General features: G+C 66.8%; 22 protein-coding genes, 1 tRNA gene and 1 other RNA gene. 11 read left to right on the top strand and 13 right to left on the bottom strand.

The features are described from left to right. The first annotated feature begins 278 nt into the window (after positions 1-278). On the top strand, positions 279-1,880 hold the full coding sequence (locus ABV606_RS00400) for a stealth family protein (RefSeq protein WP_353987938.1): 1,602 nt from the start codon (positions 279-281) through the stop codon (positions 1,878-1,880). Between the two features lie 77 nt (positions 1,881-1,957). On the opposite strand, the gene ABV606_RS00395 is transcribed toward ABV606_RS00400, so the two are convergent. After that, on the bottom strand, positions 1,958-2,944 hold the full coding sequence (locus ABV606_RS00395; RefSeq protein WP_353988744.1) for a phosphodiesterase: 987 nt from the start codon (positions 2,942-2,944) through the stop codon (positions 1,958-1,960). Positions 2,945-3,049: 105 nt separating this feature from the next. Between ABV606_RS00395 and ABV606_RS00390 the strand changes: the two genes are divergently transcribed. After that, complete coding sequence (locus tag ABV606_RS00390; RefSeq protein ID WP_353987937.1) at positions 3,050-4,270, top strand: MFS transporter; 1,221 nt, start codon at positions 3,050-3,052, stop codon at positions 4,268-4,270. A 14-nt stretch (positions 4,271-4,284) separates the two neighbouring features. Here ABV606_RS00390 and rlmN read toward each other — a convergent pair whose 3' ends face one another. Beyond that, entirely contained in the window at positions 4,285-5,493 is a 1,209-nt protein-coding gene (rlmN, locus tag ABV606_RS00385) for a 23S rRNA (adenine(2503)-C(2))-methyltransferase RlmN (RefSeq protein ID WP_353987936.1), read from the bottom strand. Between the two features lie 106 nt (positions 5,494-5,599). Here rlmN and ABV606_RS00380 point away from each other — a divergent pair, with 106 nt between their 5' ends. Beyond that, on the top strand, positions 5,600-7,300 hold the full coding sequence (locus ABV606_RS00380; protein WP_353987935.1) for a bifunctional 3'-5' exonuclease/DNA polymerase: 1,701 nt from the start codon (positions 5,600-5,602) through the stop codon (positions 7,298-7,300). Here ABV606_RS00380 and ABV606_RS00375 read toward each other — a convergent pair. Continuing rightward, complete coding sequence (locus tag ABV606_RS00375; RefSeq protein WP_281487737.1) at positions 7,282-7,797, bottom strand: PadR family transcriptional regulator; 516 nt, start codon at positions 7,795-7,797, stop codon at positions 7,282-7,284. The two genes, ABV606_RS00380 and ABV606_RS00375, sit on opposite strands and share 19 nt — an antisense overlap. A gap of 179 nt (positions 7,798-7,976) precedes the next feature. On the opposite strand from ABV606_RS00375, the gene ABV606_RS00370 reads away from it, so the two are divergent. Continuing rightward, a complete protein-coding gene (locus ABV606_RS00370) occupies positions 7,977-8,480 on the top strand; it encodes a DUF3145 domain-containing protein (RefSeq protein WP_281487738.1) in 504 nt (167 codons plus the stop codon). 117 nt (positions 8,481-8,597) lie between these two features. On the opposite strand, the gene fabF is transcribed toward ABV606_RS00370, so the two are convergent. The 6 genes from fabF to aceE all read right to left on the bottom strand — a co-directional run bounded on the left by fabF (position 8,598) and on the right by aceE (position 16,163). Beyond that, complete coding sequence (fabF, locus tag ABV606_RS00365; RefSeq protein WP_353987934.1) at positions 8,598-9,839, bottom strand: beta-ketoacyl-ACP synthase II; 1,242 nt, start codon at positions 9,837-9,839, stop codon at positions 8,598-8,600. A gap of 79 nt (positions 9,840-9,918) precedes the next feature. Next, positions 9,919-10,167 carry an acyl carrier protein gene (locus ABV606_RS00360; RefSeq protein ID WP_281487740.1) on the bottom strand — a complete coding sequence of 83 codons (249 nt, stop codon included), beginning with the start codon at positions 10,165-10,167 and terminating at the stop codon, positions 9,919-9,921. 41 nt (positions 10,168-10,208) lie between these two features. Then, entirely contained in the window at positions 10,209-11,213 is a 1,005-nt protein-coding gene (locus ABV606_RS00355; RefSeq protein ID WP_353987933.1) for a beta-ketoacyl-ACP synthase III, read from the bottom strand. After that, positions 11,210-12,124, bottom strand: coding sequence for an ACP S-malonyltransferase (locus ABV606_RS00350; RefSeq protein WP_353987932.1), 915 nt, complete (start codon positions 12,122-12,124; stop codon positions 11,210-11,212). Before ABV606_RS00350 ends, ABV606_RS00355 begins: the two co-directional genes overlap by 4 nt. An 80-nt stretch (positions 12,125-12,204) precedes the next feature. After that, positions 12,205-13,434: a PucR family transcriptional regulator gene (locus ABV606_RS00345; protein ID WP_353987931.1), complete on the bottom strand. Its 1,230-nt coding sequence runs from the start codon at positions 13,432-13,434 to the stop codon at positions 12,205-12,207. A 2-nt stretch (positions 13,435-13,436) separates the two neighbouring features. Next, entirely contained in the window at positions 13,437-16,163 is a 2,727-nt protein-coding gene (aceE, locus tag ABV606_RS00340) for a pyruvate dehydrogenase (acetyl-transferring), homodimeric type (protein ID WP_353987930.1), read from the bottom strand. Between the two features lie 168 nt (positions 16,164-16,331). Here aceE and ABV606_RS00335 point away from each other — a divergent pair, with 168 nt between their 5' ends. The 7 genes from ABV606_RS00335 to ABV606_RS00305 all read left to right on the top strand — a co-directional run bounded on the left by ABV606_RS00335 (position 16,332) and on the right by ABV606_RS00305 (position 22,453). Then, positions 16,332-16,829 (top strand): peroxiredoxin, encoded by a 498-nt coding sequence (locus ABV606_RS00335; protein ID WP_353987929.1) that lies wholly within the window; start codon positions 16,332-16,334, stop codon positions 16,827-16,829. A gap of 72 nt (positions 16,830-16,901) precedes the next feature. Continuing rightward, positions 16,902-16,975 (top strand) — tRNA-Val (locus tag ABV606_RS00330). A gap of 205 nt (positions 16,976-17,180) precedes the next feature. Continuing rightward, positions 17,181-19,325, top strand: coding sequence for an amylo-alpha-1,6-glucosidase (locus tag ABV606_RS00325; RefSeq protein WP_353987928.1), 2,145 nt, complete (start codon positions 17,181-17,183; stop codon positions 19,323-19,325). Beyond that, positions 19,322-20,395 (top strand): glycosyltransferase, encoded by a 1,074-nt coding sequence (locus tag ABV606_RS00320; protein ID WP_353987927.1) that lies wholly within the window; start codon positions 19,322-19,324, stop codon positions 20,393-20,395. Before ABV606_RS00325 ends, ABV606_RS00320 begins: the two co-directional genes overlap by 4 nt. Positions 20,396-20,404: 9 nt before the next feature. Next, entirely contained in the window at positions 20,405-21,235 is an 831-nt protein-coding gene (locus ABV606_RS00315) for a Nif3-like dinuclear metal center hexameric protein (protein WP_353987926.1), read from the top strand. 61 nt (positions 21,236-21,296) lie between these two features. Continuing rightward, on the top strand, positions 21,297-22,037 hold the full coding sequence (locus tag ABV606_RS00310) for a zinc ribbon domain-containing protein (RefSeq protein ID WP_281487749.1): 741 nt from the start codon (positions 21,297-21,299) through the stop codon (positions 22,035-22,037). Positions 22,038-22,042: 5 nt separating this feature from the next. Further along, positions 22,043-22,453, top strand: coding sequence for a reverse transcriptase-like protein (locus tag ABV606_RS00305; protein ID WP_353988743.1), 411 nt, complete (start codon positions 22,043-22,045; stop codon positions 22,451-22,453). 148 nt (positions 22,454-22,601) lie between these two features. On the opposite strand, the gene ABV606_RS00300 is transcribed toward ABV606_RS00305, so the two are convergent. The 4 genes from ABV606_RS00300 to map form a co-directional block, all read right to left on the bottom strand. Then, entirely contained in the window at positions 22,602-23,780 is a 1,179-nt protein-coding gene (locus ABV606_RS00300; protein ID WP_353987925.1) for an NAD(P)-dependent malic enzyme, read from the bottom strand. A 321-nt stretch (positions 23,781-24,101) separates the two neighbouring features. Further along, positions 24,102-24,471: RNase P RNA component class A (gene rnpB, locus ABV606_RS00295), an RNA gene on the bottom strand. Positions 24,472-24,512: 41 nt separating this feature from the next. Further along, positions 24,513-25,283, bottom strand: a complete 771-nt coding sequence (gene ppgK / locus ABV606_RS00290) for a polyphosphate--glucose phosphotransferase (protein ID WP_353987924.1) — start codon at positions 25,281-25,283, stop codon at positions 24,513-24,515. A gap of 52 nt (positions 25,284-25,335) precedes the next feature. Further along, positions 25,336-26,202, bottom strand: coding sequence for a type I methionyl aminopeptidase (gene map / locus ABV606_RS00285; RefSeq protein WP_353987923.1), 867 nt, complete (start codon positions 26,200-26,202; stop codon positions 25,336-25,338).

The raw sequence follows: 26,202 nt of genomic DNA, 5'->3' as shown, positions 1-26,202 counted from the left end.
CCGGTGGGCCGTCATTGAGCGCACCCTACGCTCAGAGGCGGGCTGCGAACAGGCCGATTGGCCGTCTCGAGCCGCGACGTTTCTCGCCTGCAGCGGTAGTTGATGACTGACGCACGACAACAGGGAACTCTGAACCGGCGCTGCTACTCTCGGACGCACGGCGCGTCACTCGGCGCGTCAGCTGGCGCAACGCCGACCCGCTCATCCAGCGGCTATCCCGGCGTCGCTCGCCTGCTCGTTCATCGACGTCAACCGCACACGATGTTCAAGGGGGCCATTTGTACCAAGAGATCGAAGACCCGCTGCGAAGCGCGCTCAACGGCGGCCCGATGCCGCGCTCCGAAGCGCCAGTCGCACTCGCGCAGCGCACCGACATCGTTCGCGAAGGGCGCAGACTGGCGTTGGCGGGGCCGCCGATCAACCGCCATGACGCGATGGTGGCAGATCTCGCGCTCGTCCGAGGCGCTCTCGAGCGGGTCTCGATCGACTATCTCCTCGTCCGAGGCGATGACGATCGGCCAATCATCGCGGTCGACCGCTCCAGGAGGCAGGAGCTGGAGCGGCAGTTGGCGAGCGAGTTCGCGGCCGAGCCGTTCTATGCACGGCTCGATGGCGACAAGCGGTCGGAGCGATTGCTTGCGCTCGGCCGACTTCCCGGCGACGAGGAAGACGAACTGTTCCTGTTGTACCGCAGGCGCACCAGATCGTCCCGCGCCGCCTGGCGGATCAGAGAAGCAGCGGTGTGCCTCGAGCTGTGGTCGTTCGGTGAGACCGAGATACTTGCTCCGCGGCCGAACGCCCTCACCCGCCGACGTATCGATCGACAAGACGCGGTCATCACCACCGTCGACCGGTACGGGTACGCCTGGCCGACCCTGGCTGGCATGTTCGACGACCACGTCGATGACGTGGATTTCCCGATCGACATCGTGTTCTCCTGGGTCGATGGCTCCGACCCCGATTACCTTGCGGAGCGGTCTCGATACCTTGCGCAGCACCAACTGAACCCGGCGGATGCCGGCGCGACCCGATACCGCCAGATCGATGAACTGAAGTACGCCCTTCGAAGCGTGAAGGCCTTCGCGCCATGGGTTCGGCGCATTTTCATCGCCACCGACTCGAAGCCGCCGGCCTGGCTCGACACCGAGCACCCGGACGTCACCGTCGTGCGAAGCGATGAGTTCTTCGCCGACACGAGCGTGCTGCCGACCTACAACTCACACGCGGTTGAGTCTCAGTTGCACCGCATCCCCGGGCTCTCAGAGCATTTCCTCTACTCGAATGACGACATGTTCTTCGGGCGCCCTGTTTCGCCCTCCATGTTCTTCTCGCCAGGTGGCATCACACGGTTCGTCGAGGCGACGGTCCGCATCGGCCTTGGAGACACGCACCCTGACCGGACCGGGCACGACAACGCGATGCGGGTGAATCGAGCGCTGCTGCGCAACCGGTTCGGCAGAACCATCACCCGTCACCTCGAGCACTGCGCAGTACCGATGCGCAAGAGCGTGATGCACGAGCTCGAGACGGCGTTTCCGCAGGATTTCGCTCGAACAGCCGCCTCACGCTTTCGTTCGCCCAGTGATATCTCCGTGACGAACTCCCTCTATCCGTACTACGCCCTGCTCACCGGGCGCGCGCTGCAGCAGCCCGACGCACGGGTCCGATACGTGGAGACGACGCTCGCCTCGACCCCGTCTGCCTTGAACGGGTTACGCAGAGGGCGACGCTTCGATATGTTTTGTCTCAACGACGGCAGCGAGCCCGAACTCGACGAATCGACGCGCGTGGAGCTCGTGACCAGCTTCCTGGACCGGTACTTTCCAGTCGCCGGACCGTGGGAACGGCAGCTCGAAGCCTCGACCGCCACAACTGCCTGACCACCAGGTCGGCGGTGCAGCGCTTGTGTCGAACCCGGCATGAAGGCTGGTGCAGGCGATACTGGGCAGCGCCTGCGTCAGGTGCCCGCGCCGACCAGGTCGAGCGGTCGAGTCATGGTGTCTTCGTCATCGTGCGGGGTAGCGGCGCGCGACCGTGCCGTGGCGGACTCGGGAATACGCAGGCCCAGTTCGCGCAGCCGGCGCTCGCTCTCCTCCGCATCGACGTAGGCAAGGGCCTCGGTCTGCTCAAGGGGCACGACCGCGTGGAGCACAGTCTGAGGGTAGACCTGCACGAGGTTGAACGACCTCGCGCCAGCGCGGCTGCGAGTGCCGCCTTCGGGCACGAGGAGATCCTGGGTGTAGCAGCTCGCTGAAGCGACGGAGACCGGGATGCCTGCGAACGTCGCAGTCGACGAGTAGTGCAGATGCCCGGCGAGGATCGTCCTCACATCCGTCCCTTGGACCACTTCGGCCAGCCGGGCCTGGTCCCTCAACTCGACCGAGACCGCGAGGTCGAGCAAGCTCGGTACCGGCGGGTGGTGCATCACGAGGATCGTGCCGTCGATGGCAGGAGTGCGAAGCTCCTCCGCAAGCCACTTCAGTTGCTCGTCCGAGAGCTCGCCGTGATGGTAGTCGGGCACCGTGCTGTCGAGCGTGATCACGCGGAGCCCATCCAGGTGGTCGACCCGGTAGACGGGCGAACTCGCGGCATCCGCCGACTCACTGTTGAGGTCTTCGCCGAGCAGGCCCACCCGGAACGCGACGCGCTCGTCATGGTTGCCCATCGCCCAGATGACCTTCGCTCCCAGGCGCTCCGCCACCGGGTCGACGAGCGCGCGGAGGCGCTCGTAGGCTTCCGGTTCACCGAGGTCGGCGAGGTCGCCCGTGAAGATCAGCGCATCGGGTCTTCGCCCGGTCGACTCGAGCGCCTCCAGCAACTCGCGAAGGTGCTCCTCGCTGTCGACCGAGCCGTAGAGCCTTCGATCGCCACCCAGCAGATGGGTGTCGCTGATGTGTACCAGTGTGTGATCGGGCCGCGGATATTCGGCCTCACGCAGGGACATGACGAACATGGAACCAGACGTTCTTGGCCGAATCATGAACAAATGCCGCATGTCTCGGTAACGACTCGGAAACGACGTCGCATCGCACGCGCCTAACCTGGGGTGGTGACGATTCCGACCCATGAACGCGAGACGGTGCCGCGCTTCAGCCGTGACGTGTACGTGCTCGCGATGATCGCGTTCTTCGTGATGGTCGGTTTCGGCGTCGTGATCCCTGTGCTCCCCGTGTTCGTGCGGACGTTCGAGGTGGGCTACCTCGAGGTAGGCATGGTCGTCTCGGCGTTCGCGCTCATGCGCCTCCTCGCGAGTCCCTTCGTCGGTCGCATGATCGACCGGACGGGGGAGCGGATCATCCTGTCGCTGGGAATCGGTATCGTCGCCATCTCGACGGCCTTGACCGGGCTCGCCAACTCCTATCTGGAAGTGCTGCTCATGCGGGGCGCTGGCGGCATCGGTTCGGCCATGTTCTCCATCTCGGCGATGTCTCTGCTGATCTCTGCATCGCCGCCCAGCATGCGCGGCAGGGCGGTGGGCATGTATCAGGGCGGCTTCCTCATCGGAGGGATGGCGGGGCCCGCCGTGGGCGGTTTGCTCGCGGCGATCTCGATCCGAGCGCCGTTCTTCTTCTACGCGGGCACTCTCGTGGTCGCTGGTGCCGTCGGGCTCGTACTGCTTCACCGCGGCGACGGAGCCGGTCGCGGTGGGGCTGCCAGCGGCATCCTGCCGATGCGAGTCGTGCTCCGCGATCAGCGCTATCGGGCTGCGCTCATCGCCAACTTCTCATCGGGCTGGGCGAGCCTCGGCGTGCGTTCGGCGCTCATCCCGGTGCTGGTGGTCGAGGTGCTGCACAAGACCGAGCTCTGGACAGGCATCGCGCTCGCGGTCGCCGCTGTCGCGCAGACCGCGATGCTGTGGCCTGCGGGAAGGTTCGTCGACAAGGTCGGCAGGCGCCCTGCGATCGCCATGGCCTTCGCAGTGGGTGCTCTGTGCATGGCATTCATGCCCTTCGCCAGCGAGATCTGGCAGCTCATCGCCCTGCTGTGCGTCTACGGTGCGGCAGCAGCCTTCATGGGTACAGCGCCTGCGGCAGCGGTGGGCGACGCTGCCGGCGGACGCGGCGGTCAGCCTGTCGCGGTGTTCTCGGCGACGTCCGACATCGGTTCGATCCTCGGCCCGCTCGTCGTCGGGGTACTCGCCGACGCGGTCTCGTTCCCGGCGGCGTTCGCCACGGCAGTGCTGTTCCTGCTCGTGACGGCCGGCTACGCCGCATTCCGGATGCCGTCAGAGCGAGAGGTCGCGCGCCGATCGGAGTCGGCAGGCGACTGAGCCGCTCGGCCCTGCTACTCGGCGGCGGCGAGCTGGCCGCAGGCGCCGTCGATCTCCTTGCCGCGGGTGTCTCGAAGAGTGGTGGGGATGCCGTTGGCCAGCAGGGTCTCGACGAACTGCTGTTCGACCTCGCGCTCTGACGAGGTCCAGATCGACCCGGGCGTGGGGTTCAGCGGAATCGGGTTCACATGCACCCACCCGCGGCCGCGGGCGTTGAGCTTGTCGGCGAGAAGTTGCGCGCGCCAGGCATGGTCGTTCATGTCTTTGATGAGCGCGTACTCGATGCTCACGCGGCGGCCGGTCTTCTCGAAGTACTCGCGGGCCGCATCCAGAGCTTCGTCGACCTTCCAGCGAGTGTTGACCGGAATCAGCTCATCGCGCAGTTCATCGTCGGGCGCATGCAGGGAGAGGGCGAACGTGACGGGAAGCGACTCGTCGGCCAGCTTTCGGATCGCGGGCACCAGGCCGACCGTCGACACCGTGATGTTGCGCGCCGACATGCCGAGGCCCGCGGGCGCGGGGTCGACCATACGGTGCACGGCCGCCATCACTCGCTTGTAGTTGGCAAGCGGTTCGCCCATTCCCATGAACACGATGTTGCCGACGCGGGTGGGTCCGTCCGTGCCGCGGCCACCGCCCAGCTCGCCGGCAGCGATCACGCGGTTCGCCTGCACCACCTGGTCGACGATCTCGGCGGTCGAGAGGTTCCGGGTGAGCCCGGCCTGACCGGTAGCGCAGAATGGGCAATTCATGCCGCATCCTGCCTGTGAAGAGACGCACAGGGTGATCCGGCCGGGGTAGCGCATGAGCACCGACTCGACGAGCGCTCCATCGAACAGGCGCCACAGGAACTTGATGGTGTCGCCGCGATCGGTGCTGAGCCGCTTCACTTCGGTGAGCAGAGTCGGGAACAGTTCGCCGACGAGTTCCGACCGTCCGTCTTTCGGCAGGTCGGTCATGCGTTCCGCGTCGGCCGTGTAGTGCTCGAAGTAGTGCTTCGACAGCTGCTTCGCACGGAATCCCGGCAGGCCCAACTCAGAGACCTTCGCCTGGCGTTCCTCGAGTGACAGGTCGGCGAAGTGCTGCGGCGGCTGCTTTACGCGCGGAGAGGCGAAGCGCAGCATGGGGCGGCCATCGGGCCCCATCGGCTGCACCCATCCCTCGGGGGTTGGGCGCACCTGCGGGCGCGGCGCCGTCGTGCTCGGAAGGGCTTGGGCGGGCATGGAGTCCATGGTCTCATGCGACGCGCTGGGGCAGCCTGCGAGAGGAGCCCCACCTGAGAGGAGCGTCTGCGGAGTGGATGTCGGCGGCCCACGGCAGACTTGTCTGGTGCAGATCGTGCTCGAACAACTCGACGGCGGCGCGATCGGGGCGACCGAGATCGACGGCACGGGCAACGAGAAGGCCATCGAGAGGGTGGCCCGCGAGCAACTGCCCGCCTTCGTGGCGGCGCGCGAGCACGCGGGGCGCGGGGAAGCGGCATCCGAGCCAGTGGTATCCGAGCAACGAGCACACGCCCAACCGCCACGGTGGGTCTGGGACGACACCGCCGTCTGGTACCCCGAGTTGCTGCGGGCCGGCGTGACGATCGAGCGCTGTTTCGATCTGCGCCTCACCGACGCGCTGCTTCGCAACAGCCCGCACACCGCCGCGGGCTACTCGGCACTGCCTGCGGTGCAGCACCGGCGTCACCACGACAGCGCGGATGCCGCGCTCTTCCACCTCGAGCAACCGGCACCGCCGTCCATGGCGCCCGTAGCCGCACTCCAGCGCCAGCAGAGCGCGCTCGAGACATCGCCTGCCCGTCTGCGCCTGCTGGTGGCAGCCGAGTCCGCCGGCGCGCTGGCAGCGGCGGAGATGGGTCACGCGGGTCTTCCCTGGCGGCGCGACGAGCACGAACGACTGCTTGCGTCGATGCTGGGCGCCCGCCCTGCCGAGGGCTACCGCCCCGAGCGCCTCGAGCGACTCGCTCTCGCGGTGGCTGATGCGCTCGGCGCGCCGACCATCAACCTGGATTCGCCGGCAGAACTGCTTCGCACCCTGCGCTCTGCTGGACTCGCGGTCGAGACCACGCGCTCGCATGAGCTGCAGCGATTGCGGCATCCCGCCATCGCGCCACTGCTCGAGTATAAGACGCTCTCGCGTCTCTGGTCGGCCAACGGTTGGCACTGGCTCGATCAGTGGGTGCACCAGGGCCGCTTCCACCCCGTCTTCGTTCCCGCGGGAGTCGTCTCGGGCCGCTGGTCCAGCGAGGGCGGGGGCGCGCTGCAACTGCCCGCCGTGGTGCGTTCCGCGGTGCGAGCGGACGAGGGTTGGAAACTCATAGTCGCCGACGCCGCGCAACTCGAGCCACGTGTACTGGCGGCGATGTCAGGCGACTCCGCCATGGCTCGCGCCTCTTCCAGTGGAGACCTCTACCAGGGCATGGTCGACGTCGGAGCTGTTGAGACAAGAGCGCAGGCGAAGTACGGGATGCTCGGCGCCATGTACGGCGGCACTACGGGGGAGAGCGCGAAGGTTCTTCCGCGAATTGCCCGTGCGTTTCCCCGCGCCATCGGTTTCGTCGAGGCGGCGGCTCAGCGCGGAGAGCGAGGGATGCCGGTGAGCAGCCTCCTCGGCCGCGGTTCGCCCGAGCCGAGCGAGGCGTGGCGCGAGTTGCAGGCTGCGGCATCCGCCGAGTCGCCCGATCCGGTCACGGTGAGACGCGCGCGCTCCGCGGCGCGCTCGCAGGGGCGGTTCACGAGGAATTTCGTCGTGCAGGCGACTGCGGCGGAATGGGCGCTCGCATGGATCGCGCTCCTGCGCGGTGCCTTGCGCCAGCGGTACGGTGCCGATCACACGACGTCGCCGCACCTGGTCTTCTTCGTGCACGACGAGTTGATCGTGCACGCTCCCGCACACCACGCGGAGGATGTGCGCGAGCTCATGCATCGAACCGCTGCGGATGCCGCGAGGCTCCTGTTCGGAGAATCAGCGGTGGCGTTCCCAGTGAATGCGGTGGTGGTCGACGGCTACGACGAGGCGAAGTGAGCCCGGCGCCGTCCACGCTTCGGCCGGTCGGCACGGAACTCCCACGCCTTGGCGGGAGGCAGTTCGCTCAGCCAGCGCAACGCCGCTTCACCGAGGATCCGTGTCGCCCCTGATGCGAGGCCGCTCGCCTCTGCGCCCTGCGTGATCCAGAGCGTTCGATAGCCGCGCACCAGCGCGGGCCAATCAGCGCCAGGGATCGAGCGGGCGAGCAGCACCTGCTGCACCATCGAGTCCCAGGAGGGACCATCCGGCGAGGTCAGCCACGTGGCTGCCTCGATCTGGCCGAGCTCGGTGAGCTCATACAGCGGCAGGCCGTCGTCGGTCGTGCCGGCATCCTTCACCAGCTCATCGCGGCGCAGCCGGTCGAGCGTCGCATAGATCTGACCTGAGTTGATCGGGCGATCGCGGCCGGTTCGCTCCATCAACTCGGCCTGCAACTGGTGGCCGTAGGCAGGGCCGAGACTCAGCACGGCGAGCAGCGCGGAACGCGTGGACATGAGCAGACTGTATCGCGCCAATGCCGCACGGCACAGCGTGTGACACACGCCAGCGCATTGAGACCGAGGGAATGACATGCTTGTGATTCGCTCTGAGATCAGCGATAATGCTCGTCAGTCGCAATAACTCCGGCTCTACCGGTCGATGGGGAAGTCGCATCGGAGGAAATGGAGTGAAAGTGGCTGCTGCAACCGCACGCGGAGTGATTTACGTTCACTCTGCGCCTCGCGCGCTCTGCCCGCACATCGAGTGGGCCGCAGGGCGCGCCCTTGGTCGTGCCATCAACTTCGACTGGATAGATCAGCCGGCGCTGAAGCGCGCCCTTCGCACCGAGTTCAGCTGGGAGGGCGCCGCCGGCACCGGCGCCCGGCTCGCCTCGGCGCTACGCGGATGGGAGCACCTGCGCTACGAGGTAACCGAGGATGCCAGTCACGGAGCGGACGGTGGGCGATGGATGCACACCCCTGATCTCGGCATCTTCCACGCGCAGCTCGACTCAGCAGGCAATGTGGTCGTGCCCGAGGACCGCGTTCGCGCGGCGATGGAGGTCGCCGGCTCGAACGCGCTCGAACTGCACCGCGAACTGCGGCTCGCCCTGGGGCAGGCGTGGGACGACGAGCTGGAGCCGTTCCGCCACGCGGGTGAAGGCAGCCCCGTGGTCTGGTTGCACAAGGTCGGTTGAATCCGGCCTATAGCCCGGCGGCTGATCGCTTGGCCTGCGCGGACCGTAACCGCTGGACGCTGGCTGCCCGGTGCAGCGGCGGGTGGCTGACCACCCGCCGCCTTCGCGAGCGATCGGTCAGCGGTAGTCGCGGAACGCCACCACGGCGTTGTGACCGCCGAAGCCGAAGGAATTGCTGAGCGCGAGCTGCGGCCCGTCACCGAGCGCCCGAGGCGAGGTCACCACCTCGAGCGGGATCTCCGGGTCCTGGTCGTCGAGGTTGATCGTCGGGGGAGCGGTGCGCTCCTTCAGGGCGAGCACGGTGAAGATGGCTTCGAGCGCTCCGGTGCCGCCGAGCAGGTGCCCGGTAGCAGCCTTGGTTGCCGACACCGCGATGTTCGAGGTGTGATCGCCGAAGATGCGACGGATGGCGTTGTACTCGGCGATGTCGCCGACCGGGGTGCTGGTCGCGTGCGCGTTGATGTGCGTCACATCGCTGGGCTTTGCACCGGCGACCTCGATTGCAGCCTTCATCGCGCGAGCAGCGGCCGACCCCTCGGGGTCAGGCGCGGTGATGTGGTACGAGTCACTGGTGACGCTGCCGCCTGCGAGCTCCGCGTAGATCCGGGCTCCTCGAGCGAGAGCGTGCTCTTCGGTCTCGAGCACCAGCGCACCGGCGCCTTCGCTGAGCACGAAACCGTCGCGGTTCACGTCGTAGGGCCGTGATGCGGATGCTGGATCGTCATTGCGGCGCGAAAGAGCCTGCATCGACGCGAAGGCGGCGATCGGCAGCGGGTGCACGACGGCTTCCGTGCCGCCGGCGATGACGACGTCGGCGAGACCCGCCTGCAGGTGCTCGTACGCGTTCACCAGGGCCTCGGTGCCTGAGGCGCAAGCGGACACGACGGTCCGGGCATATGCCCGCGAGGGAATGTTCATGCTGATCGCGGCGGCAGCCGCGTTCGGCATCAGCATCGGGATCGTCATCGGCATCACGCGACGCGGTCCCTTCTCCTTGAGCGTGTCGTACGCGTCGAGGAGGGTCCAGAGACCACCGATGCCAGTCGAGTAGTCGACGCCGACGCGCACGGGGTCGACGTCGGGGGCGCCGGCATCCGCCCAGGCCTCTCGCGCTGCCACGAGCGCGAACTGGCTCGAAGGATCGAGACGCTTCGCCTCGGGGCGCTCCAGCACTTCGGCTGCGGGCACGCGGGCCTGGCCGGCGAACGTGACGGGGAGTTCGTACCGCTCCACCCAGTCCGCTTCGATGGCGCGGATGCCGGACTCGCCGGCGAGCAGCGCGCGCCAACTGTCGGGCGAGGTGCCGCCCAGCGGAGTAGTCGCGCCGATACCGGTCACGACGATCTTCTTCGAGGTCATTTCAACGACTCCAGGTGGTCACAACAAGGGGGAACCGGACGGGGGCCGATGGGGGCTCGCGCCCCCACCGGTCGAAACATCAGCCCTGCGCGTTGACGATGAAGTCCACGGCATCGCCGACAGTCTTGAGGTTCTTCACTTCTTCGTCGGGGATCTTGACGTCGAACTTCTCTTCAGCGTTGACGACGATGGTCATCATCGAGATCGAGTCGATGTCGAGGTCGTCGGTGAACGACTTGTCGAGCTCGACGGTCTCGACGGCGATGCCCGTCTCGTCGTTCACGAGTTCCGCCAGACCGGCGAGAACTTCATCCTTGGACAATGCCATTGGTTATCTCCTTGGGGGTGTCGTTGTGACCGAGGGACAGTTTACGGAAGAACGACGACCTGAGCGCCGAACACGAGGCCTGCACCGAAGCCGATCTGCAGCGCGAGGCCGCCGCTGAGCTCGGGATGCTCATCGAGCAACCGGTGCGTGGCCAGGGGGATCGACGCGGCCGACGTGTTGCCGGTCGTCTCGATATCACGGGCGATCACGACGCTCTCCGGCAGCTTCAACTGCTTCGCGAACTCGTCGATGATGCGCATGTTCGCCTGGTGGGGGATGAACGCCGCGAGGTCATCGGCTGTCACGCCGGCCACCTCGAGCGCGCGCTTGGCGACCTTCGCCATGTCCCATACCGCCCAGCGGAAGACGGTCTGGCCCTCCTGGCGAAGCGTGGGCCACTGGGCGTCGCCGTCGCGGTAGTCGACCAGCGTGGCGTTCATGCCCACGGCGTGCGCTTTGGAACCGTCCGAGCCCCAGACCGGCGCTGCGATCCCGGGGAAGTCGCTCGGACCGATCACTGCGGCGCCCGCGCCGTCGCCGAGCAAGAACGAGATCGAGCGATCGGCGGGGTCGACGATGTCCGAGAGCTTCTCGGCGCCGATCACGAGCGCGTAGTGGGCGGCACCGCTGCGGATCAGCGCGTCGGCTTGGGTGATCGCGTAGCTGTACCCGGCGCACGCCGCGTTCGTGTCGTACGCGGCGGCCGGGTTGGCGCCCACGCGGTCGGCGACCACCGCTGCCATGGAGGGGGTCTGCTGCACGTTGCTGATGGTGGCCACGATCACGAGATCGATCTTCTCGGCGGGCACTCCCGACCGTTCGATCGCCTCGCGCGCTGCGTCGGTCGCGAGGTCGAGCGCGAGGATGCCTTCCGACGCGCGTGTGCGTGTCACGATGCCTGTGCGCTGTCTGATCCACTCATCGCTGGAGTCGATGGGTCCGATCAGGTCATCGTTCGGAACGATCTGGTCGCCGCGAGCCGCTCCGTACGCGTAGATGCGCGTGAATGGCACGCCGGTGGACTGTGTGAGCGTCGGGGAATTCATGCGTCAATCATCTCGTAGGCCGCTGCGAGGTCGTCCGGCGTCTTGATCGCCACCGACGGCACTCCCTTGAGCCCCCGCTTCGCCAGGCCGACAAGCGCACCAGCCGGCGCAAGCTCGATGATCCCTGTCACGCCATCGTTCGAGAACTGCTCCATGACGAGGTCCCACCGCACAGGAGACGACACCTGCCCCACGAGGAGATCGAGGAACCGGGCACCGGATGCCACGGGGCTGCCGTCGCGGTTCGTCCACAGCGTGATTCGGGGGTCAGCCGGGGTCAGCGTCTCTGCCACCTGAGTGAGTCGTTCGACGGCGGGGGCCATGTACCGGGTGTGGAATGCGCCCGCCACTTGCAGGGGAATGATCCGCGCGCCGGCCGGAGGCTCGGTCTTCAGCGTCTCCAGCGCGCCGAGCTCGCCTGCAGCGACGATCTGGCCGCCGCCGTTGTAGTTGGCGGGTTCGAGTCCCAGCTCGTCGAGACGCGACGTGACGACGTCCTGGTCACCCCCGAGCACGGCGCTCATGCCTGTCGGCACGGCTGCTGCAGCCTGCGCCATTGCGCGGCCCCGCTCGGCGACGAACCGCATCCCGTCGGCTTCGCCGAGCACGCCGGCGCCGATCGCCGCAGTGATCTCGCCCACCGAGTGTCCGGCGATGCCGCCGATCCTCGAGTCGCGGCCATCACGGAGCAGCGCTGTCAGCGTCAGGACACCCGCGGCCACGATGAGGGGTTGGGCTACGGCCGTGTCTTTGATCGTCTCGGCGTCCGACACCGTGCCGTGCTCGACGAGGTCGAGGCCCGCAGCATCCGAAAGGCGCCGCAACTGCTCTTCGAATCGGGGATCGGAGAGCCAGGGCTCGAGAAAACCGGGGGTCTGAGAGCCCTGTCCGGGCGCGACGACGACAATCACCGAACCAGTCTTGCAATCGAGCCGTGGTGTCCTCGGTGAACGTTCCACAAAATAGCGCCGAAACGTTTGTCGTTTGTGAACTACGCGCGGCCCGAAGGTCCTCGCTGTGCGCCGCGCTTACCGGGCTCGGCGCGAGGGCCGTCAGGCTCGGCGATCGAACCGAGCACGAGCGCGGTCTGCAGGATGAGCGCCTCTCGCGACCCGGTCGCGTCCCATCCGATCACCTCGCTGATGCGCTTCAGCCGGTACCGCACAGTGTTGGGATGCACGAACAGCTCTCGCGCGGTCGCCTCGAGCGAGCGGCCGTTGTCGAGGTAGCACCAGAGCGTGGTGAGCAGCTCCGTCGAGTGGTTCTTGAGTGGGCGATAGATGCGCCCGACGAGGGCCGACCGTGCGATCGGGTCGCCGGCGAGCGCTCGCTCCGGCAGAAGGTCGTCCGCATGCGTCGGGCGCTGTGCGTTTCGCCACGCGCGCGCGACCGCGAACCCTGCGAGCGCGGCCTTGGCGCTCTTCGAAGCGTCGACGAGTCCGTCGACCTCGGGCCCCAGCACGAGGTGCCCTTCGCCGAAGCTCGGCTCCAATTGGCGGGCGATGTCGATGAACGCCACGAGTTGGCTGTCGTCGCGCTCTTCGCTCGCGGGTTGCGCCCGCCCGATCACGACCACCAGCCGATTGCCTTGTACACCGATCAGCAGGTCGGCGTCGAGGTGCCGCGCCGTGCGCCTCAGCTGGTCGACATCCAGCATGCGCGGCGCCGTGCCGACGAGCACGCTCACCTCGCCGTGGCCATTCCAGCCGAGCGCGGCGATGCGGCTCGGCAACTCATTGTCGTACTCGCCGCTCAAGATCGAGTCGACGACGAGCGCCTCGAGGCGTGCGTCCCAGAGCCCGCGCGCCTCGGCCGCGCGAGCGTAGACGTCTGCCGCCGAGAAGGCGATCTCGCGCGAGTAGAGGAGCACCGCCTCTCGCAGTTCATACGGGCTGTCGTTGACGCGTTCCTCAACGACTTCGACCACGACGCGGATCAGTTGCAGCGTCTGTTGAAGACTGACGGATCGCAACAGCTCGCGCGGAGCCACTCCGAATACATCGGCCGCGATCCATGGCGTGGTCGACGGATCGTCGTACCAGGAGATGAACGAGGTGATTCCCGCTTGGGCGACGAGCCCGACGGCCGAGCGCCGCCCTGGAGGCATGTCGCCATACCAGGGCAGCGTCTCGTCGAGGCGTTTCAACGTCGCGGTCGCGAGCTCGCCGGAGATCGCCCGGAGCCAGGAGAGCGTCTGCTCCTTCGACTTCGCCGGCGTCACCGTCAGCTCTCGCCGCCCGTGTTCCCGGTTGTGCCGGCGGTGACATCGTGCAGGCGGTACTTCTCGATCGCCCGTGCCGGCACTGAAGCGTCGATCTCGCCGCGTCGCGCGAGCAGTTCGAGGGCGCGGACGACCATCGAGGGGCCGTCGATCTTGAAGAACCGTCGAGCCGCAGCGCGGGTGTCCGCGAATCCGAAGCCGTCAGCGCCCAGCGTGGCGAAGTCGCCTGGTACGAACTGTCGGATCTGGTCGGGAACGGCGTGCATGTAATCCGTCGTTGCGATGAACGGTCCCTCGGCGCCCTTCAGCTTCGCGGTGATGTACGGCACCTTCGGCTCCGCTTCGGGCTTGAGGAAGTTGTGCTCCTCGGCTGCCAGACCATCGCGGCGCAGTTCCGTCCACGAGGTCACCGACCAGACATCCGCCGACACGCCCCAGTCATCCTGGAGCAGTTGTTGCGCTTCGAGAGCCCACGGCACCGAGACCCCGGAGGCGAGCAGCTGAGCCTTCGGGCCTTCCGCGTCGTTCTTCTTCAGCAGGTAGATGCCGCGGAGCAGGCCGTCGACGTCGAGCCCGTCTGGTTCGGACGGCTGCACGATCGGCTCGTTGTAGACCGTGAGGTAGTAGATGACGTTCGGGTCCGGGTGGGCGCCGCCGTACATCCGCTCGAGCCCCGCGCGCATGACGTGAGCGATCTCGTAGCCGTAGGCGGGGTCGTACCAGACCACCGCAGGGTTCGTCGACGCGAGCAGCGGCGAGTGGCCGTCCGCGTGCTGGGTGCCTTCGCCTGTCAGCGTGGTCTTGCCGGCGGTCGCACCGATGAGGAATCCGCGCGTCAACTGGTCAGCAGCAGCCCAGATGGCGTCGCCGGTGCGCTGGAATCCGAACATGGAATAGAACACGTAGATCGGAATGAGCGGCTCGCCGTGCGTCGAGTACGACGACCCGACCGCAGTCATCGCTGCCACCGCGCCGGCCTCGTTGATGCCGACATGCATGATCTGCCCCTGCGGGCTCTCCTTGTAGGCGAGCAGCAGTTCGCGGTCGACCGAGGTGTAGTTCTGGCCGTGCGGGTTGTAGATCTTCGACGTCGGGAAGTACGCATCCATGCCGAAGGTCCGTGCCTCGTCAGGGATGATCGGCACGATTCGGTGACCGAAGTCCTTCGAGCGCAGCAGGTCCTTCAGCAGTCGCGCGAAGGCCATGGTGGTGGCCGCCTCGTGCTTGCCCGATCCCTTTCGAGCGGAGTCGTAGGTCGCCGCCTCCGGCAGGGTGATGTGCGTGTACTTCGAACGACGCTCCGGCGTGAAGCCGCCCAGCTGGCGGCGGCGCTCACGCAGGTAATCGATCGCCTCGTCGTCGGGTCCCGGGTGGTAGAACGGGGCCAGGTAGGGGTTCTCCTCGAGCTGCGCGTCGGTGATCGGCACTCGCATCTCGTCGCGGAACCGCTTGAGGTCGGGAAGTGTGAGCTTCTTCATCTGGTGCGTCGCGTTCCGGCCCTCGAACGAGGCGCCGAGCCCGTAGCCCTTGATCGTCTTGGCGAGGATCACGGTCGGCTTGCCGGTCTGCTCCATGGCCGCCTTGAACGCGGCATAGACCTTGCGATAGTCGTGGCCGCCGCGCCGCAATCCCCAGATCTCGTCGTCGCTGTAGTCCTTGACGAGCTCGAGCGTGCGCGGGTCTCGGCCGAAGAAGTTCTCGCGCACGAAGGCGCCGCTCTCGGCCTTGTACGTCTGGTAATCGCCGTCGGGCGTCACGTTCATCAGGTTCACCAGGGCGCCGTCGTCGTCGCGGGCGAGGAGCTCGTCCCACTCCCGGCCCCAGATGACCTTGATGACGTTCCAGCCGGCACCGCGGAAGAAGCTCTCGAGCTCCTGGATGATCTTGCCATTGCCGCGCACCGGGCCGTCGAGCCGCTGGAGGTTGCAGTTGACGACGAACGTCAGGTTGTCGAGTCCCTCGTTCGCTGCCCACTGCAGCGCGCCACGGCTCTCGACCTCATCCATCTCGCCATCACCGAGGAACGCCCACACGTGCTGCTGCGAGGTGTCCTTGATGCCGCGGTTGTGGAGGTACCGGTTGGTCTGTGCCTGCCAGATCGCGTTGATCGGGCCGATGCCCATCGACACGGTCGGGAACTGCCAGAACTCGGGCATCATCCGCGGATGCGGGTATGAGCTGATGCCGCCGCCGAAGTGCGACTTCTCCTGGCGGAAGCCGTCGAGGTCTTCCTCCGTCATCCGACCCTCGAGGAAGGCGCGGGCGTACATCCCCGGCGAGGCGTGACCCTGGTAGAAGATCTGGTCGCCGCCGCCGGGGTGGTCCTGGCCGCGGAAGAAGTGGTTGAGCCCGACTTCATAGAGGGATGCCGACGAGGCATACGTCGAGATGTGGCCACCCACCGAGATTCCGGGCCGCTGTGCCCGGTGCACGGTGATCGCAGCGTTCCAGCGGATCCACCGGCGGTAGCGGCGTTCGATCTCCTCATCGCCGGGGAACTGAGCCTCGTTCTCGGGCGCGATGGTGTTGATGTAGTCGGTGACCGGCACCATCGGGACACCGAGCTGCAGCTCTTTCGAGCGCTTCAGCAGGTTCAGCATCACCTCGCGGGCGCGTCCACGCCCGTGGCTTGCGGCCACCGCGTCGAGCGACTCCCGCCACTCTGCGGTCTCCTCCGGATCCGAGTCGACGTAGTTGCTCGAATACGGATCCTGATCGTGTACAGCCACGTCTTCCTCTTTCTGGAGCTGACGGATAACCGGGTGGCCGCACGGAGGTTCGCTCACGCAAGGCGGCCAGACGACCCAGAGCCGAGTCTAGTTGCCGCTCCTCCGGCGGTCAGCAGCATCGCACTAGAGTGGCTGCCGCTGCACGCCGCCCCTTCGATAAGGACCTCCATGACGATCTCTTCGGCATCCGCTTCCGTCTCGACCGCGCCGGTTCCCGGGTCTACGGCACCCGACTTCTCGCTTGAGAACCAGTTCGGCGAGGTGGTGAGCCTTGCGGAGGTTCTCGAGAAGACGCCTGTTGTGCTCGTGTTCTTCCCCTTGGCGTTCACCGGCATCTGCACGCAAGAGCTCTGCGAACTGCGCGACAACCTCGCCCTCTTCGAGCGCGCGGGAGCGACCCTTCTCGGCGTTTCGGTCGACTCGAAGGCGACGCTGCGAGCCTTCGCCGACCGCGAGGGGTACGAGTTCTCGCTGCTCGCAGACTTCTGGCCGCACGGCGAGGTGGCGAGGCAGTACGGAGTGTTCCGCGATGACAGGGGGATCGCGACTCGTGGGAGCTTCGTCATCGGGCAGGACGGCCGGATCGTCTCATCCTTCGTCAACGAACCGGGCCAAGCGCGGAGCTTCGAGGAGTACCAGGCTGCGCTCGCGCTGCTCGGCAGTTGATCGCCTTGTCGCCCCGGACGGTAGCCCGTTCCGCTATGCCGTAACATTGTGCCGCCGGCCAGCCGCCGGCTGGGGCCTTTAGCTCAGTTGGTTAGAGCGCCACGCTTACACCGTGGATGTCGGGGGTTCGAGTCCCTCAGGGCCCACAAGAAACACGCGGTCGCTCTCTGGCTGCCGTTCCTTCGCCGTCGCCCCTTCGTGCGCGCTGCGATCGTCTGCAGCGCCGCCCGCTCGGCGCCTGATGCGAGTTCGCCGAGAGGCCCCTACTGCGCGAGCGGTGAAGTGGTTAACGTGGTGCCACACCGATCGCGGTGTGCGGTCGATGCCGAAGCGAATCCCGAAGGGACGCTCATGGCTGGATGGAACGCCGACACGCTCGCGCGCCCGGCGGGCGAAGGCGCAGTGACGATCGTCGAGGGTTCATCGTTCTGCATCTCGGCTGCGAATGGCGACATGGTGCCGACGCTTCCGCACGGCGTCTTCGTGCGCGACACCCGGCTCGTCTCGCGCTGGACCTTGCTGGTCGACGGGATGCCGGTGGAGTCGCTCGCCGCGATGACGCCCGAACCGCACCGGGCCGTCATGATTGGCCGAGCGGCACATGTCCCAGGGCAGGCCGACACGCCGGTCATCGTGGAACGCGACCGACGCCTGGACGGGCATCTCAGAGAACTCGTTACACTCCGCAGCTTCTCGAGAACCGAGCTGAAATGTCGCGTCGAAGTCGTCTTGGAGGCGGACTTCGCCGACATCTTCGAGGTGAAAGAGGGCCGCGCAGCGGGCGTCGCCCAGCCGAGGGTGAGCGAGCCGAGAGGTCGGATGCTGATCGAGTCGGCATCCCACCCCGAGCGGTTGGGGCTCGCCGTTTCGGCGGCGCGCTCGACCCTCGCCGCCGATCGGGTGATCTTCGACGTCACGCTTCCGCCCCACGGCACTTGGTCGGAGGAGTTACGGCTGAATCCGACCCGAGCGGGTGAGGAGATCACGTTCCGTCCGCACCAGGAGGGGATCGCGGACATGCTCTCCTCCTCTGAAAAATACTTGGATTGGCACGCCAATATTCCGCGGCCCGCGCTCGAAGACGGGGCGATCGAGAAGGTTCTCCTGCAGAGCCATCGCGACCTCGGCGCGCTGCGGATCGAAGACCCAGTGCACAGGGAGCGACAGGTGGTCGCGGCGGGCGTGCCGTGGTTCATGGCGCTCTTCGGGAGAGATTCGCTGCTCACGTCCTTCATGTCGCTTCCGCTGGATCCATCGCTCGCGCTCGGGACACTGCGCACACTCGCAGAGCTGCAGGGCACTGCGACGGAACCGGCGTCAGAGGAGCAGCCTGGCCGCATCCTGCATGAAGTGCGCCTGGGCGCCACCACGAATCTCGCACTCGGCGGCAAGTCCGTGTACTTCGGATCGATCGACGCGACGCCCCTGTTCGTCGACACGCTCGCCGAACTCGCTCGATGGGGCGGTCTGCCTGAAGACCACGCGGACCTCCTGCGTGCGGCGGATAACGCTCTCGAGTGGGTCGAGGAGTTCGGCGACCGCGACGGCGACGGCTTCGTGGAGTACGCCCGGCTCAACGAGCACGGGCTCATCAATCAGGGCTGGAAGGACTCCTGGGATGGCATCAACTTCGCGAACGGCTCCCTGGCCGAGGCACCGATCGCCCTCTGCGAGGTGCAGGGCTATGTCTACTCGGCGTACCGCTCGCGGGCGGAACTCGCGAGCTTCGCCGGACAATTGGACCAGGCTAGCGACCTCGAGCAGCGAGCTGCCGCACTCAAGGCAGAGTTCAACGCCCGATTCTGGCTTCCAGACCGGGGATACTTCGCGATCGCGCTCGACAAGGACAAGCGTCCGGTCGACGCGTGCGCTTCGAACATGGGCCATTGCCTTTGGAGCGGCATCGTCGACGACGATAAGGCAGCGCACGTGGCAGAGAAGCTGCTGTCGCGGGAGATGTTCACCGGGTGGGGGATCCGAACACTCGCCTCCGACATGGGTGCCTACAACCCCGCCAGCTACCACAACGGCTCCGTTTGGCCGCACGACAACGCGATCATCGCGGCCGGCCTCATGCGCTACGGGTTCGTCGAAGAAGCGCAGCGCGTCATCTACGCGCTGTTCGAGGCAGCGGCGCGGTTCGACTCGCGTCTGCCCGAGCTGTTCTGCGGGTTCGATCGCAGCGAGTATGCCGAGCCGGTGCCCTATCCGGCATCCTGCTCGCCACAGGCTTGGGCCGCGGCAGCACCCATCATGATGATGCGCACGCTGCTCCGGTTCGATCCCTGCCTGCCGCGGAAGGAGGTCTGGCTTGCACCGACCGTGCAGGAGACTCTGGGCGCGGTGCAGTTGCGGGATATCCCTCTGGCGGGGTCTCGCGTGTCCCTTGACGTGTCCGGCCGCGGCGTATCGATCACCGGCGTGCCGGAGGGTTTGACCCTGCGCCGCGAGCCTCGTCCACGTGCGTTCGGCATGGCAGGTGACACGCGATCATGAAGATCGGCATCATCGCGCCGCCCTGGATTCCGATCCCTCCGCCCGCCTACGGGGGCATCGAGTACTTCATCGACCTCCTGGCACGGGAACTCGCCGCAGCAGGTCACGACGTGGTGCTCGCGGCATCGGGTGACAGCACCTGTCCTGTTCGGCGCCTGCCCGGCTTTCCGGCGGCCGACGCGGCCGGAATGGGCCATACGGCCCATGAGCTCTCGCATGTGCTTCGGGCATATGAGGCCGTGGCACATGTCGATGTCGTCGTCGACAACACGATCGCCGGCCCGGTGATCGCGCGGAGCGTGCGGCTCAGAGCCGGGGTGACGGTTGCTCATGGCGCGCTTGTGCCCCGGCTGCAGGAGATCTTCGCCGCGGCCGGAACCACCATGTCCTTCGTCGCGATCTCGCATCACCAGGCGTCCACAGCACGACAGTTTCGTTTCGCCGAGGTGATCCATCACGGCATCGATGTCGACGCTGTGCCCGTCGGCCCCGGCGGGGAAGAAGCCTGCTTCGTGGGACGGATGAGCCCGGACAAGGGCGTGGTGCAAGCGATCAGCGCAGCGAGGTCCGCCGGCATCCGCCTTCGTATTGCGGCCAAGATGCGGGAGGCGTCTGAGTGCGAGTACTTCGAGAGTGCCGTGCGGCCGTTGCTCGGCCCGCGCGTGGAGTACCTGGGTGAACTGAGCGCCTCGGAGAAGTTCGAGCTGATGGGCTCCTCGTGCGCCCTGCTCAACCCCATTCAATGGGACGAGCCGTTCGGTCTCGCAATGATCGAATCGCTCGCCACCGGAACGCCTGTGGTCGCCACTGGCCGCGGGTCGGCACCCGAGATCGTCGTCGAGGGCGAAACCGGGTTCATCAGAGACGACCCGGACGAGCTCGCAGAGGCCTTGCAGCGCGCTTCCTCGCTGGCGAGAAGTACCTGCAGGGCGGATGCTCGCGTCCGCTTCAGCGGGCGACGCATGGCGTCCGACTACGCATCGCTGTTCGCTCGACTGACGGCGCGCCGAGACGACATGGATCCCTTCACCGAGGTGGATGCTGCCGGTGAGCTCGAGCCTCGCTCGTAGACTGGGCGGGTGCCCTATACCGCCGCCGAAGTGAACGCAGTGATCCATCGGCTGTGGCCGCTCGAGACGGCTGAGGCGTGGGACGCCCCGGGCTTCCTGGCAGGGTCACCCGACGAGCGGGTCGAGCACGTTCACCTTGCGGTCGATGCGGTCTCGGCAACCGTCGACGAAGCGCTTGAGCTGGGCGCCGATCTGTTGCTCGTGCATCACCCGCTGCTGCTCCGGGGCGTGACCTCAGTCAGCGAGGACCGCTACAAGGGCGCTCTCCTTGCTCGACTCATCCGAGGTGGTTGCGCGCTCACCGCCGCGCACACGAACGCCGACATCGTCGAGCGCGGTACATCGGCGATGCTCGCCGAGGCCCTCGGGCTCGTCGATACGCGTCCCATCGTCCCGTCAGCGGGGAGCCAGGACACCGGACTGGGGCGCGTTGGCACGCTGCCTGCGCCCATTGCGCTGCGCGAGCTGGCGCAGCGTGTGGCCTCGACGATCCCCGCCACTCGTGCCGGCATCCGTGTCGCAGGCGACGCGACGCAGCCGGTGCGCACCGTCGCGCTCTGCGGCGGTGCCGGCGATTCGCTGCTCTCGCACCCGGCTGTCACCGCAGCCGACGTGTACATCACGGCCGATCTGCGACATCACCCGGCGTCAGAGGCACGGGAGCAGGCGATGATCGGCGGCGGACCGGCGCTGATCGATCTCTCGCACTGGGCGAGCGAGTGGCTGTGGCTGCCCGCCGCAGCCGAGCAACTGAGGGCCGAACTCCCGCGACTCACCGTCACGATCAGCGAGCTGAGCACCGATCCATGGGATTTCGTCGTCGGCTCGACCGAGCACTGAACGCCACCCGGCCGCGTCACTGACGCGTCACCGCTGAAGCAACCGACCAGGAGGAGACCCGATGACGATCAAGGCGAGCCCCGATGAGCAGGCGCTGCTGCTCGACCTGCAGGCGAGCGACACGCGAGCGCAGCAGCTCAACCATCGCCTCAAGACCCTGCCCGAGCACGCCGAACTCGCCGAGGTGACGAAGCAGGGCGACGCGGTGCGCAGAACTCTCGCCGAGCGCGCCGGCGCGCTCGAAGACGCCGAGGCGGAACTGCGTCGATCCGAGTCGGATGTGGAACTCGTGGAGGCCCGGATCAAGCGTGATGAGGATCGGCTGCAGCAGACCCAGTCGGCCAAGGACGCCCAAGGGCTCGAGCATGAACTGGTGTCGCTGCGCAAGCGCCGTTCCGACCTCGAGGACATCGAGCTCGAGCTCATGGAGCGGGTCGACGCGCTGCGAGCGGAGCGGGATGCCGTGGCGACCGAGCTGGCGGCGGTTGATGCGCGTGCGGCCGAAGTGCGCGCGGCCCGTGATGCCGAGACCGCGCGCCTTCAGAGCGAACTGCAGCACGCGGCAGCCAACCGAGCCACCATCGCGAGTCGTGTGCCTGCTGAGCTGCTCGCGCTCTACGAGCGTCAGCGTGAACGGTACGGCTTCGGTGCCAGCCTCCTGCAGGGCGGCGTGACAACGGCCAGCGGTGTACGGCTCAACGAATCCGACATGGCGCAAATCCGCAATGCTGCACCCGACGACGTGCTGCTCTGCCCGGACTCGAACGCGGTCCTCGTGCGCACTGCGGAGTCAGGGCTGTGAGCCGCATGCTCATCATCGAGGCCGACGGCGGCTCGCGAGGGAACCCGGGGGAGGCGGGCTCGGGCGCGGTGGTCATCGACGGTTCATCCGGCGAGATCCTCGCAGAGCTCGGGCTCTATGTGGGCGTCGCCTCGAACAACGTCGCCGAGTACAAGGGCATGATCGCCGGAGTGACGCGCGCCCTCGCCATCGACCCGGATGCCGAGTTGCACGTGCGCATGGATTCGAAGCTCGTGGTCGAGCAGATGAGCGGGCGCTGGAAGATCAAGCATCCGGACATGGCGGAATTGGCTGCTCAGGCCCGAGCACTGCTCATCGGCACACCCGTGCGCTTCGAGTGGATCCCGCGAGAGCAGAACTCTCGCGCCGACAAGCTCGCCAACCGCGCAATGGACCTCAGAGCCTCGTTCGACTGATCAACGTTTCGCTCATCAGCGCTCGACCGATCAGCGTCTGACTGATCAGCGCCTGACTGATCAGCGCCTGACTGATCAGTGTTCGACTATCAATGCGAAAGGGCGGCCCGGAGTGATCCGAGCCGCCCTTTGGCACGTACGTGATCGATCAGTCGAGACCGATCGCGGCATCAGCGACCGCTGCAGCCACCGCGTCGGCCACTCGGGGGTCGAGAGGGCTGGGGATGACATACTCGGGGCTCAAATCCGGCTCCGCGAGGTCTGCCAGTGCACGAGCCGCCGCGATCTTCATCTCGAGCGTGATGCGCGTGGCCCCTGAATCGAGCGCTCCCCGGAAGATGCCCGGGAACGCGAGCACGTTGTTGATCTGGTTGGGGTAGTCGCTGCGACCGGTCGCCACGACGCGCGCGTAGTCCGCCGCGACATCCGGATCGACCTCTGGCGTCGGGTTCGAGAGAGCGAACACGATGGCGTCGTCCGACATGCCTTCGAGCCACTCTGTCGGCACCTGGGCGGAGGACACACCGATGAAGACGTCGGCGCCGACGAGTGCGTCTTGCAGCGTGCCAGTGCGCCCGTCGGGGTTCGTGAGCGCGGCGTACTCGGCCTTGATGCCATCGAGTCCGGGTCGGTCGCGGTGGATGATTCCACGCGAGTCGACCAGAACCACGTGCTCGACGCCCGCAGCAAGAAGGATGTTCGCGCACGCGATGCCGGCGGCGCCGGCGCCCGAGATCACGACACGAAGGCTGCTGAGCTCGCGTTCGACGACCTTCGTGGCCCCGAACAGCGCGGCAAGCACCACGACCGCGGTGCCGTGCTGGTCGTCATGCATGACCGGCATGTCGAGTGCTTCGATCAGGCGCCGTTCGATCTCAAAGCAGCGAGGAGCCGAGATGTCCTCGAGGTTCACTGCGCCGAAGGTGTGTCGCAGGCGAACTACCGTGTCCACGATCTCATCGACATCGTGCGTGTCGAGCACGATCGGAATCGAGTCGAGGCCCGAGAACGCCTTGAACAACGCCGCCTTTCCCTCCATGACGGGCAGCGACGCGGCGGGGCCGATGTCTCCGAGGCCGAGCACGGCGCTGCCATCGCTGATCACCGCGACGAGGCGCCCCGTCCAGGTGTACCGCTTCGCGAGTCCGGGCTCGGCCGCAATTGCTCGGCTCACCTCAGCCACGCCGGGGGTGTAGGCGATCGACAGGTCGCGGATCGAGTTCAGTTCGACACGGCTGAGCGCAGTGAGCTTGCCGCCCTCGTGCGCTTCGAACACCTCCTCGAGCGAGGGTCGCGTGGCTGGGCCGGAAGTCGTGGTCTGGGGCATGGGAAGCCTCTCCGATAAGGGGTCGTCGACGGACGGCGACGATCGTCGTCGTGCGGCTGAAGCGACAGCGAGGCGGGAGCTCTCACGAGATGGCGCCTTGTTCGGCGGCTTGACTCGGAGGACAGGACGGGATGCGGTCACGCCTGGTCGCGAGACGGATGATCTCAGGGTGTGGAAGCATCCGTCGTTGTGCCTGCCGTCAAGCGTAACTGCCGGCATGCTACGACTTCCGTGTGGCCCGACACGAAAGAATCCCGATTCTTTTGCACTCCGCAACACCGCGCCCTCATCGGGCAGTCGGTCTTGACGGCTGGGGCGAAGCGAATGGGCCGGCTGATACGCCGGGTTCTGTTCACATCAGCCGTGAGGCGGATGCTGGACGGCCATCTCTCTCGGAGCTGCGTTGCCGCAGCCCTCTAGCGGTCTACCCGGGGACTCGGCGAGCCGCCTCATCGTCCCCTGTCTGACCTTGCTCCGGGCGAGGTTTACCCAGCGAGCCCGATCACTCGGGCCCCTGGTGGTCTCTTACACCACCGTTTCACCCTTACCGCCGGCCGGGGCCGGAGGCGGTCTGCTCTCTGTTGCACTTTCTCGCGGATTGCTCCGGGTGGGTGTTACCCACCGCCCTGCTCTACGGAGCCCGGACGTTCCTCGGCGATCTCTCGATCGACGCGGCCGTCTTGCCGACCCATTCGCGGATCCAGTCTAGTGACGTCGCTTCAGATGGGGCTGTCACCCGGTCCGGCCCGAGCTCAGCGGCACGGTCCATCCGGCAGCAAGAGCGGCGGAACCCATGATGCCGGCGTTGTTGCGCAGGCTCGCTGCGACGATGGGAGTGCGAAGGTTGAGCAATGGCAGGAACTCCTCGGCCTGCTTGGACACGCCGCCTCCCACCACGAAGAGCTCGGGGGAGAAGAGCATCTCGAGATGGTCGTAGTAGCGCTGCAGCCGCACTGCCCACTCCTCCCAGCTGAGGCCTTCGCTCTCCCGTGCGCGGTTGGAGGCGCGCTTCTCGGCGTCGTGACCATCGAGTTCGAGGTGCCCCAGCTCCGAGTTCGGCACGAGAACGCCGTTGTAGATCATCGCTGACCCGATGCCGGTACCGAGGGTGGTCACGATGACGAGGCCGGGGTGGTTCGCGACGCCGTACTTGACCTCGGCGAACCCAGCAGCATCCGCATCGTTCACGAAATGGATGTCGCGGCCCAGGTGGTCTTCGAAGAGGCGTTCAGCCTCGAGACCGATCCACTCGTGGCTCACGTTCGCTGCCGACATGGTGCGACCGTGCACCACGACCGCTGGGAAGCAGACCCCGAGTGGGGTGGCGTGATCCGCCTCGAGCTGTTCGACGAGTTCGACGACCTCGCGCACGATCGCTCCGGGGGATCCGCCCTCCGGCGTCGCGACCTTGAGACGCTCCGAGACCAGTTCGCCGGTCTCGAGGTCGACCGACGCCGCTTTGATCCCGGTGCCCCCGATGTCGACACCGATCGCTCTGGTCATCCCCTCACTCCTTCTGTCGTCGAGCGCTGCGCTTTCGGCGGAGTGCTCCGCGTCAGGGGAGCGTCAGCACCTCGACGCCTCGTTCCCCGACAACCAGTGTGTGCTCGAACTGGGCGGTGATGCTCTTGTCTCGAGTGACCACGGTCCAGCCGTCGTCCCACATATCCCATTCATGGGTGCCGAGCGTGAGCATGGGCTCGATCGTGAAGATCATGCCGGGTTCGATCACCGTGTCGAATGCCGGAGCTGCGTCGTAGTGCGGAATCACGAGTCCGGTGTGGAATGCGCGTCCCACACCGTGCCCGGTGAAGTCGCGCACCACGCCGTAGCCGAAGCGTTTGGCGTAGCTCTCGATCGCCCGCCCGATCACGTTGATCTCGCGTCCGGGCGCGACCGCCTTCATGCCCCGCTGCAGGGCGGTGCGCGTGCGCTCTACGAGTTCGCCGACCTCAGCCTTCGGCTCGCCGACCGTGAACGTCGCATTGAGATCGCCGTGGACACCGTTCTTGTAGGCCGTGATGTCGATATTGATGATGTCGCCCTCTTCGAGGACGGTGTCGTCGGGGATGCCGTGGCAGATGACCTCGTTCACTGAGGTGCAGATGCTCTTGGGGAACCCGCGATAGCCGAGGCACGACGGGTAGGCATCCTGGCCGATCACGAACTCGTGGCCGATCTCGTCGAGCTCGTCGGTGGTCACGCCGGGCCTGATCGCGGCAGCGACGGCCTCGATCGCCTGGGCGGCGATGCGGCCTGACTCACGAACGAGTTCGATCTCCTTCGGGCTGTAGCGGTCGCCGCCGTCGTAGGCCTCGGGTGCAGGCCTGCCGACATAGCTAGGGCGGTCGATCGACGATGGCACGGTCCGCCGGGGGGAGATCCGCCCGGGGATGAGGTGTCCGTTCTTATCCCTGGGCAT

Origin of the sequence: Ruicaihuangia caeni (assembly GCF_040536845.1) — a bacterium.
In the GTDB taxonomy this organism is placed as follows: Bacteria; Actinomycetota; Actinomycetes; order Actinomycetales; family Microbacteriaceae; genus Ruicaihuangia; species Ruicaihuangia caeni.
The sequence above is the reverse complement of the archived record's forward strand: the minus strand, read 5'-3'. Positions and strand labels throughout refer to the sequence as shown.

Excerpts from the sequence above, each read along its gene's own strand:
- ABV606_RS00395 (WP_353988744.1), bottom strand. The coding sequence starts at position 2,944 with ATGTCCCTGCGTGAGGCCGAATATCCGCGGCCCGATCACACACTGGTA.
- rlmN (WP_353987936.1), bottom strand. The coding sequence starts at position 5,493 with ATGCCCGCCCAAGCCCTTCCGAGCACGACGGCGCCGCGCCCGCAGGTG.
- ABV606_RS00375 (WP_281487737.1), bottom strand. The coding sequence starts at position 7,797 with ATGTCCACGCGTTCCGCGCTGCTCGCCGTGCTGAGTCTCGGCCCTGCC.
- fabF (WP_353987934.1), bottom strand. The coding sequence starts at position 9,839 with ATGACCTCGAAGAAGATCGTCGTGACCGGTATCGGCGCGACTACTCCG.
- ABV606_RS00360 (WP_281487740.1), bottom strand. The coding sequence starts at position 10,167 with ATGGCATTGTCCAAGGATGAAGTTCTCGCCGGTCTGGCGGAACTCGTG.
- ABV606_RS00355 (WP_353987933.1), bottom strand. The coding sequence starts at position 11,213 with ATGAATTCCCCGACGCTCACACAGTCCACCGGCGTGCCATTCACGCGC.
- ABV606_RS00335 (WP_353987929.1), top strand. The coding sequence starts at position 16,332 with ATGACGATCTCTTCGGCATCCGCTTCCGTCTCGACCGCGCCGGTTCCC.
- ABV606_RS00325 (WP_353987928.1), top strand. The coding sequence starts at position 17,181 with ATGGCTGGATGGAACGCCGACACGCTCGCGCGCCCGGCGGGCGAAGGC.
- ABV606_RS00320 (WP_353987927.1), top strand. The coding sequence starts at position 19,322 with ATGAAGATCGGCATCATCGCGCCGCCCTGGATTCCGATCCCTCCGCCC.
- ABV606_RS00310 (WP_281487749.1), top strand. The coding sequence starts at position 21,297 with ATGACGATCAAGGCGAGCCCCGATGAGCAGGCGCTGCTGCTCGACCTG.
- ABV606_RS00305 (WP_353988743.1), top strand. The coding sequence starts at position 22,043 with ATGCTCATCATCGAGGCCGACGGCGGCTCGCGAGGGAACCCGGGGGAG.
- ABV606_RS00300 (WP_353987925.1), bottom strand. The coding sequence starts at position 23,780 with ATGCCCCAGACCACGACTTCCGGCCCAGCCACGCGACCCTCGCTCGAG.
- ppgK (WP_353987924.1), bottom strand. The coding sequence starts at position 25,283 with ATGACCAGAGCGATCGGTGTCGACATCGGGGGCACCGGGATCAAAGCG.
- map (WP_353987923.1), bottom strand. The coding sequence starts at position 26,202 with ATGCCCAGGGATAAGAACGGACACCTCATCCCCGGGCGGATCTCCCCC.